Source organism: Rhodoferax sp. RT5P35 (assembly GCF_056521385.1).
Genome location: NZ_JBWMAX010000004.1, coordinates 412,554 through 420,317 on the forward strand (window position 1 = coordinate 412,554; position 7,764 = coordinate 420,317).

At 63.8% G+C, this 7,764-nt stretch carries 8 protein-coding genes and 2 pseudogenes; 4 read left to right on the top strand and 6 right to left on the bottom strand.

The features are described from left to right. Positions 1-77 precede the first annotated feature (77 nt). The 3 genes from AC097L_RS08495 to waaF all read left to right on the top strand — a co-directional run bounded on the left by AC097L_RS08495 (position 78) and on the right by waaF (position 2,368). Positions 78-1,028 carry a branched-chain amino acid transaminase gene (locus AC097L_RS08495; protein WP_479585894.1) on the top strand — a complete coding sequence of 317 codons (951 nt, stop codon included), beginning with the start codon at positions 78-80 and terminating at the stop codon, positions 1,026-1,028. A gap of 136 nt (positions 1,029-1,164) precedes the next feature. Further along, the gene (locus tag AC097L_RS08500; protein ID WP_479585895.1) at positions 1,165-1,371 is read left to right on the top strand and encodes a zinc-finger domain-containing protein; all 207 of its coding nucleotides are present in this window, start codon (positions 1,165-1,167) and stop codon (positions 1,369-1,371) included. Beyond that, positions 1,361-2,368 carry a lipopolysaccharide heptosyltransferase II gene (waaF, locus tag AC097L_RS08505; RefSeq protein ID WP_479585896.1) on the top strand — a complete coding sequence of 336 codons (1,008 nt, stop codon included), beginning with the start codon at positions 1,361-1,363 and terminating at the stop codon, positions 2,366-2,368. Before AC097L_RS08500 ends, waaF begins: the two co-directional genes overlap by 11 nt. A 39-nt stretch (positions 2,369-2,407) precedes the next feature. Here waaF and AC097L_RS08510 read toward each other — a convergent pair whose 3' ends face one another. From AC097L_RS08510 to mgrA, 5 genes are all read right to left on the bottom strand, one after another. Next, positions 2,408-3,436: a GGDEF domain-containing protein gene (locus tag AC097L_RS08510; protein WP_479585897.1), complete on the bottom strand. Its 1,029-nt coding sequence runs from the start codon at positions 3,434-3,436 to the stop codon at positions 2,408-2,410. Continuing rightward, positions 3,414-4,037 (bottom strand): alpha/beta fold hydrolase, encoded by a 624-nt coding sequence (locus AC097L_RS08515; protein WP_479585906.1) that lies wholly within the window; start codon positions 4,035-4,037, stop codon positions 3,414-3,416. Before AC097L_RS08515 ends, AC097L_RS08510 begins: the two co-directional genes overlap by 23 nt. Beyond that, complete coding sequence (locus AC097L_RS08520) at positions 3,974-4,240, bottom strand: alpha/beta fold hydrolase (protein ID WP_479585907.1); 267 nt, start codon at positions 4,238-4,240, stop codon at positions 3,974-3,976. The genes AC097L_RS08515 and AC097L_RS08520 overlap by 64 nt, the downstream gene beginning before the upstream one ends. 108 nt (positions 4,241-4,348) lie before the next feature. Continuing rightward, on the bottom strand, positions 4,349-5,431 hold the full coding sequence (locus AC097L_RS08525) for an alkene reductase (RefSeq protein ID WP_479585898.1): 1,083 nt from the start codon (positions 5,429-5,431) through the stop codon (positions 4,349-4,351). Between the two features lie 347 nt (positions 5,432-5,778). After that, entirely contained in the window at positions 5,779-6,828 is a 1,050-nt protein-coding gene (gene mgrA, locus AC097L_RS08530) for an L-glyceraldehyde 3-phosphate reductase (protein ID WP_479585899.1), read from the bottom strand. A gap of 176 nt (positions 6,829-7,004) precedes the next feature. Between mgrA and AC097L_RS08535 the strand changes: the two are divergent. Then, positions 7,005-7,259, top strand: a pseudogene (locus AC097L_RS08535) (transposase); the annotation flags it as partial. Between the two features lie 99 nt (positions 7,260-7,358). On the opposite strand, the pseudogene AC097L_RS08540 reads toward AC097L_RS08535, so the two are convergent. After that, a pseudogene (locus AC097L_RS08540) lies at positions 7,359-7,764 on the bottom strand (DDE-type integrase/transposase/recombinase); the annotation flags it as partial.

Genomic DNA, 7,764 nt, shown 5'->3' on the forward strand with positions numbered 1-7,764 from the left:
ACCAGCATAGTGTGGTGGGGCTGCAACCAGCCCGTAAAATTGAAAGCCTAACCCTCTACAACCTCCTAGGAACCGCCATGTCCCCGCTACCCCCTTCGATGTCCGACCGCGACGGCAAAATCTGGATGGACGGCCAGATGGTCGAGTGGCGCGACGCCAAGATCCACGTGCTGACGCACACCCTGCACTATGGCTGCGGCGCGTTCGAAGGCGTGCGGGCCTACAACTCGGTCAACGGCCCGGCCATCTTCCGCCTGCAGGAGCACACCGAACGCCTGTTCAACAGCGCCAAGATACTGCGCATGCAAATTCCGTTCACTCAAGCAGAAGTGAACGATGCGCAGTGCGCCGTGATCCGCGAAAACAAGCTCGAATCCGGCTACCTGCGCCCGCTGACCTGGATCGGTGACAAGAAGCTGGGCGTCTCGCCCAAGGGCAACACCATCCACCTGATGGTGGCCGCCTGGCCCTGGGGTGCCTACCTGGGCGAAGAGGGCATGCGGCGCGGCATCCGCGTGAAGATTTCCAGCTACACCCGCCACCACGTCAACATCACCATGACCCAGGCCAAGGCGGTGAGCAACTACACCAACTCCATCCTGGCCAACATGGAAGCCACCGACGACGGTTACGACGAAGCCATGCTGCTGGATGCCAGCGGCTTTGTCAGCGAAGGCGCGGGCGAAAACCTGTTTGTGGTCAAGGGCGGCGTGGTCTACACCCCCGACCTGTCGGCCGGTGCCCTCAACGGCATCACCCGCAACACCGTGTTCCATATCTGCAAAGATCTGGGCCTGGAAGTGGTGCAAAAGCGCATCACCCGCGACGAGGTCTACATCGCCGACGAAGCCTTCTTCACCGGCACCGCCGCCGAAGTCACGCCCATCCGCGAACTCGACCGCATCGAACTCGGCCGCGACGACTACGTCGGCAGCCGCGGCCCGATCACCGAAAAAATCCAAAGCGCCTTCTTTGACATCGTCAACGGCCGCAACCCCAAATACGCCCACTGGCTCACCAGCGTTTGAACACCCCCAGGCTTGCGCACTTCGTGTCGCAGCGCCAACCCCCTTGCAGGGGGCAACACCAGTGGCCCGGCAAAGCCGGTTCCACGGTGTTCTTGAAAAAAACCGGCTACCCCACGGGCCACGGAGAAATTGAAAAATGAGCAACGCCAATATTGAACTGCTAGCCAAAGACCTGAACGCCCAAGGCGGTGTGTTCTGTCCTAGCCAAAAAGCCCACATGGCCCTGTGGAACAGCCACCCCAAGGTCTACCTCGACGTAGCCCACACGGGAGAGGCCAAGTGCCCCTACTGCGGTACGGTGTACGCGCTCAAGGCGGGTGAACACTTCGGCGGTGGCCACTAATTCCCTGGTCATCGCCCCCCAGTGGATTGGGGACGCGGTGATGACCGAGCCGCTGATGCTTCGGCTGCAGGCACGGGGCGAGCGGCTCACCGTGGGCGCGCTGCCCTGGGTGGCACCGGTGTACCGGGTCATGCCGCAGGTGGTCGAAGTGGTCGAATTTCCGTTCCAGCACGGGGGGCTGCAGTGGCAGGCGCGGCGGGCCATGGCGGCGCAGCTCCAGGGCCGGTTTGACGCGGCCTACGTGCTGCCCAATTCGCTGAAAAGTGCGCTGATTCCGTTTCTGGCGCGCATTCCGCGCCGCGTGGGCTACTTTGGCGAAGCCCGTATGGGCCTGCTGACCGAGCGGCTGAAAAACCCGCCGCGCGATGAGCGTCCGCCGATGGTAGCGTTTTACTCTGCATTGAGCGGTGAAACCGGTTTGGACCGCGACCGCCCCCGCTTGCAGATGGACCCGCGCGTCGTCGCGCAGTCCTTGTCCGATCTGGGCCTGCAGCCGGGCGGCTACGCGGTGTTTGCGCCGGGGGCCGAGTACGGCCCGGCCAAGCGCTGGCCCGCCGCCCACTTTGCCGCTCTGGCCCAGCAGCTGGACGTGCCGGTGGTGTTGCTGGGATCTGGCAAGGAGCGGGCGCTGTGCGAAGAGATCGCCGCGCCGGTTAATGCCGCGCGTCCGGGCTGGGCGCTCAACTTTGCAGGAAAAACGACGCTAGCGCAGGCGCTATCTGCGATAGCAGCTACTAAAACTATAGTAAGCAACGATTCCGGCCTGATGCACGTGGCCGCCGCCTTTGGCGTGCCGCAGGTGGCTATTTTCGGCTCCAGCAGTCCGCTGCACACCCCACCGTTGAATGACCGCGCGCAGGTGCTGTGGCTAAAAAACGATGCCAGCTACCAGCCGCCGCTGGACTGCGCGCCCTGCTTCCAGCGCGACTGTCCGCTGGGCCACACACGCTGTCTGGTGGACGTGACACCGCAGCGGGTGTTGGACGCTATCGTTTGAATCAATGGCCTGTGCCCCTCTGCGGGTGCAGCATGGCGGTTATTCCGCAAATACGGTCTGGTTACGCCCCGCCACTTTGGCCTGGTAGACGGCAGTGTCGGACTGCTGCACCAGCCGCTGCAGCAGCGCCGGGTTGTGGGCCAGGGAGGCGGTGGTGGCCACGCCAATACTGACGGTGATGCGCTGGCCGCCGGCCTGCAGGCTGCGCACGTGTTCGTGCACCCGCAGGGCGGTGTGGGCGGCACCAGGGCGGTCGGCGTTGGGCAGCCACAGGGTGAATTCTTCGCCGCCGTAGCGTACCGCCAGGTCGCTGCTGCGGATGCTGGCCTGCAGCTGGCGGACCAGAGCGGCAAGCACGCGGTCGCCTTCGTCGTGGCCGTACTGGTCGTTGACAACTTTGAAATGGTCAACATCCACCATCAGCAACGAGGCGCAGGCACCGGGCTCGGCCAGAGCCTGCCAGTGGGCCACAGCCTGGGCCAAGGCGCGGCGGTTGCCCAGGCCGGTCAGGGGGTCGGTCTGGCTGAGTTCGGCGAGTTCGCGGTTTTCCGATTCGACCACGTGGGTGTGCTGGGTGAGCTGGATGTGCACCGCCCGCAGCTCGGCATTCGCCAGGGCCAGGTCGGCGGCCAAGCTTTGCGCCTGGGCGCGAGCCTGCAGCAGCTCGGCCTCGAAACGGCTGCGCTCCAGCGCCACAAAAAACACCCAGTAACAGCTCTCGGTGCCACTGTCTGGGCCGTCTTCACCATACAGGCCGCGCTGACAATTGACCATGACGGGCACCCGCTGGCCCAGCGCGCCGCACAGGTGCAGGTAGATTTCGCGCACGCTGCCTTGGTTCAGCAGCATGGGCCAGACGTGGGTTTGCAAAAAGATACGGCTGGCCGGGGGCATCAATACGTCCATGGGCTGTTGCAGCCACTGCGCTTCCAAGCCGCCTACCACCGCCAGCAGGTCGGCGTTGGCGGCCAGCACCCGGCCATGCAGGTCTGTCACCAGCACCGGGCAGGGCAACTGGTTCAGCGGGGCCGCACAAGTTTGGGTGTCAGGCGGCAACAGGCTTTGCATGGGGCAGGTAACTTTGAATCGCGGCAATCACCTCGGCGGGGTGGCTCATGTGACCGCAGTGGCCGGTGATGTCCAATATTTGCAAGGTGCTGCCCTGCAGACGGTGGTGCATGTAGTAGCCCACCGACAGCGGGGCCAGCGCATCCACCCGGTGCTGCAACACCAGGCAGGGCCGGGTTACTTGAAGCAGGTCGGCCCGGTTGTCGGCAAAAAAAGTGGTTTGGGCAAACACCCGGGCTACTACCGGGTCGGTGGAGCAAAAGCTGTCGGTCAGCTCGGCGGTGGGTAGGCTGGCCGGAGCGCCCCCTGCTTCGCCCGACACCACCGGTGCCAGGTACTGGGCCCAGCCAATGTAGTTTTGGTCCATCAGTTCCAGCAGGCCTTGCAGGTCTTCGCGTTCAAATCCGCCCAGGTAGTCCGGCGGGTGGTTTAAAAAGCAGGGCGAGGGGCCCAGCAGCACCAGCCGGTCGAACAAACCCGGCCGCGCAATCGAGGCCAGCAGGCCGATGCTGCAGCTCACCGAATGGCCTATGAAGGTTACGCCGCTGTGCAGGCCCAGCGCGTCGCAGACCTCCAGCAGGTCTTGTGCATAGCCGTGCAGGCTGCTGTAGCGCTGGCTGTCAACGCTGCCAGGTCCGACTTGCCGCTGCCCACATAGTCGAACAGCACCTGCCGGTAGCCGTCTGTAAACGCGGGGGTGATACGGCTCCACATGGTTTGCTGGCAGCCGAAGCCGTGGGCGTACAACAGTACCGGGCCGCTGTCGCCCAAAACATGCACATTGTTGCGTTGAAAGATGTCCAAAATGCACTCCGAATGCGCTGTGGATAAGCCTGCATCCTAACGTAACACTGCGCTACACATGCGAAATTTATAGCAAGTGAGTGGCGGTGGGCAACGCGTTCACCCGCCTTAGCCGTGCACTGCTGCCGGGTAGTCGGTGTAGCCTTCGGGCCCCTGGCTGTACCAGGTGGCGGGCACGTCGGGGTTCAGCGGCAGGCCGTGGGCGAAGCGGTAGGGCAGGTCGGGGTTGGCCAGGAACGGGCGGCCGAAGGCCACACCGTCGGCCTCGCCCGCGTCCAGTGCGGCCTGGGCCCGTGCCTGGCTGTAGTCGGAATTAAGGAACAGCGGGCCGCGGAAAGCCTTGCGGATCACCGGGTGCACCGGTGCCCGCTCGGCTTTGCCAAACGTACCGTTCAGCGGCGGTTCGCGCAGTTCCAGGTAGGCTACGCCCACGGCATCCAGTGACCGGGCAGCGGCCCCAAACAGGGTCTCCGGGTCGCTGTCGTTCACACCCTGCGAGTCTCCGTTGGGCGACAGGCGCACGCCGGTGCGCTCGGCCCCGATGGTGTCGGCCACGCGCTGGGCCACCTCGGTCAATAGGCGGATGCGGTTCTCCACCGGGCCGCCATACGCGTCGTCGCGGAAGTTGCTGTTGTTGCGCAGAAACTGGTCGATCAGGTAGCCGTTGGCGGCGTGCACCTGCACCCCGTCAAAACCGGCTGCCATGGCGTTGCGGGCGGCGTGGGCATAGTCGTCCAGCAGGCGCTTGATCTCGTCCAGGGCCAGTGGTCGTGCTTCGGCATAGCGCTGCTTGCCGCTGTAGGTGTGGGCATCGCCGGGGGCCGTGGTGGCCGAGGCCGACACCGGTTGCGCGCCACCCAGAAAGTTGGGGTGCACGACCCGGCCCATGTGCCAGAGCTGCATGTGGATGCGCCCACCCGCCGCGTGTACCGCGTCGGTCACCGGTTTCCAGGCCTCGACCTGCGGGGCCGTCCAGATGCCGGGGCCATAGGGCCAGCCCATGCCTTCGCGGCTGATGCCGGTGGCCTCGGAGATGACCAGCCCCGCCGTTGCCCGCTGCGCGTAGTACGTGGCCATCATCGCGGTGGGCACATGTTCGCGGGTCGCGCGCCCTCGCGTCAGCGGGGCCAGCAAGATGCGGTTGGGGGCGGTGAAGTTGCCGATCTGGATGGGGTCGAATAACGAGGGCATAGGGAGCCATTTCAAAAAGAGGGTTGCACCGGGATGGGCAGGCCGCACGCGTGCGAACCTGTGCCATTCACGTGGGGGGCCGCGCGCATATCGGTAGGGTCTGCAAATGCACCGCTGTGTTGGCGGATTGGAAACAATCGCAGCGCATGAGTGGCTTCTATTCCCCCAGCCCCGAGACGGGCACCGGGGCTGTCCCAGTGGCCCCAGTGCAGAGTCTGGCGAAAAAGCCCAGGCGGTCGGTCTGCATGCCTGCCGGTGCCATCGAGGTTTGCTATTATTTAAATAGCTACAAGCGCAGTTGTTATCTGCGCCAGAGGCCTATTTCTCTTAAATTTTGCCGTGCGTGGTCAGGCCAGCTGCTGGTCGGTTGAAGGGCGCTTCCACAGGTTGATGCCGCCGTCTACCGCGTGCTGGTCGATGGCGGCCAGTTCGGCGGCGCTGAAGTCGAGTTTTTGCAGTGCGCCCACCAGTTCCACGATCTGCTCGGGGCGGCTGGCACCGATCAGGGCCGAGGTCATGCGCGGGTCGCGCAGCACCCAGGCGATGGCCATTTGCGCCAGGCTTTGGCCGCGGGCCAGGGCCATGTCGTTCAGGGCGCTGACGTGGGCCAGGTTTTGCGGACTCAGGTGTTCGCTCTTGAACGAGCCGCCGCCGGGCTGGTTGATGCGGGCGCTGGCGGGGATGCCGTTCAGGTACTTGTTGGTCAGCAGGCCCTGGGCCAGCGCACTGAAGGCGATGCAGCCCATGCCGTTGTCGGCCAATGCATCCAGCAGGTCTTCTTCGATCCAGCGGTTCATCATGCTGTAGGACGGCTGGTGGATCAGACAAGGCACGCCCATCTGCTTGAGCAGCGCGGCGGCTTCGCGGGTTTTGCCCGCCGAGTAGCTGGACACGCCGACGTACAGCGCCTTGCCCTGTTGCACCGCGGTGGCCAGTGCGCCCATGGTTTCTTCCAACGGGGTGTCCGGGTCGAAGCGGTGCGAGTAAAAGATGTCGACGTAGTCCAGGTCCATGCGCTTAAGGCTCTGGTCCAGGCTGGACAGCACGTACTTGCGCCCGCCGCCGCCCTGGCCGTAGGGGCCGGGCCACATGTCGTAACCGGCCTTGCTGGAGATCACCAGCTCGTCGCGGTAGGGCCGGAAGTCGCGGCGCATATGTTCGCCAAAGTTGCTCTCGGCGCTGCCGTAGGGCGGGCCGTAGTTGTTGGCCAGGTCGAAGTGGGTGATGCCCAGGTCAAAGGCGGTGGTCAGCATGGCGCGCTGGGTGGCCAGCGAGGTGGTGTCGCCAAAGTTGTGCCACAGACCCAGGGTGATGGCGGGCAGCTTCAGGCCGCTGCGCCCGGTGCGGCGGTACTGCATTTTGTCGTCGTAGCGGTCGGCTGCGGCTTGGTAGGTCATGGGTTTGTCTCCGGCGTGTTGTGGAAATGGAAAAAGCATTCTAGGGAAGAATACCCGTATTCGTGCGTTGCCCGCACTATCTCCTAAAGGACATTTTGGAGATAAAAGAGCGAATCTTACTGTGTCAATAAAATCATGGCTTTATCTAGACTTCTTCATTTTTCACATGAGAACTGATAAATGCGATCAAACAATTTGACCGGTACTTGACGCATTTGGCCGAAGGGCTTGGCCATTCAGACCGGAATGCAGGACTCAGGGGCTATTGCACAGGGTTGATGCTACCGCTGACACGCAAGAGCGTGGAGCCGATGGCAGCCCGCGTTGATCCGCTGCATGCAAGCGCTTGGCATCAGTCGCTGCATCACTTCGTCGCCCGGGCCGAGTGGTCTGACGCAGAAATGCTGCGCCGCATTTGTCAGTGGGTCGTGTCGTGGTCAAGTTTTTTCGGGCATCCGTATAGGGGATGTGGAAAGTTCAGTGGGTCGTCAAGCGTAGTTTCTCGTACTGGCTCGGTGACCGGTATCCCACAAGGCCGTGTGCGCCTGGCTGGCGTACTGACTACCTCGGTCTGAATGCACCAACAAACCAGGCAAGAGCCGGCGACTCGCAACGGCCATGCTCAAGGCCGCACACACCAGCTCTGCGGGCATGCCCGGTGTCATCGCCCAACCCACGAGTTTGCGCGAGAACAGGTCCAGCACTACGGCCAAATACAACCAACCGCAGCGCGTTCGTACGTAGGTCATGTCGCAAACCCAGGCGCGATTGGGTGTATCAGGATTGAACTGGCGGGCCAACACATTGGCCGCCACGGGTAGTGCGTGGCGGCTGTCTGTGGTGTGCACGAACTTGCGTCGCCAGCGCGCCCTCAGCCCATCGCTGCGCATCAGCGTGCGCGCCCGCTGGCGCTCCACGGCCAAGCCTTGTGACTTC

Bases quoted from the DNA above. Each gene is read 5' to 3' on its own strand.
- AC097L_RS08495 (WP_479585894.1), top strand. From the start codon at position 78: ATGTCCCCGCTACCCCCTTCGATGTCCGACCGCGACGGCAAAATCTGG.
- AC097L_RS08500 (WP_479585895.1), top strand. From the start codon at position 1,165: ATGAGCAACGCCAATATTGAACTGCTAGCCAAAGACCTGAACGCCCAA.
- AC097L_RS08510 (WP_479585897.1), bottom strand. From the start codon at position 3,436: ATGCAAAGCCTGTTGCCGCCTGACACCCAAACTTGTGCGGCCCCGCTG.
- AC097L_RS08525 (WP_479585898.1), bottom strand. From the start codon at position 5,431: ATGCCCTCGTTATTCGACCCCATCCAGATCGGCAACTTCACCGCCCCC.
- mgrA (WP_479585899.1), bottom strand. From the start codon at position 6,828: ATGACCTACCAAGCCGCAGCCGACCGCTACGACGACAAAATGCAGTAC.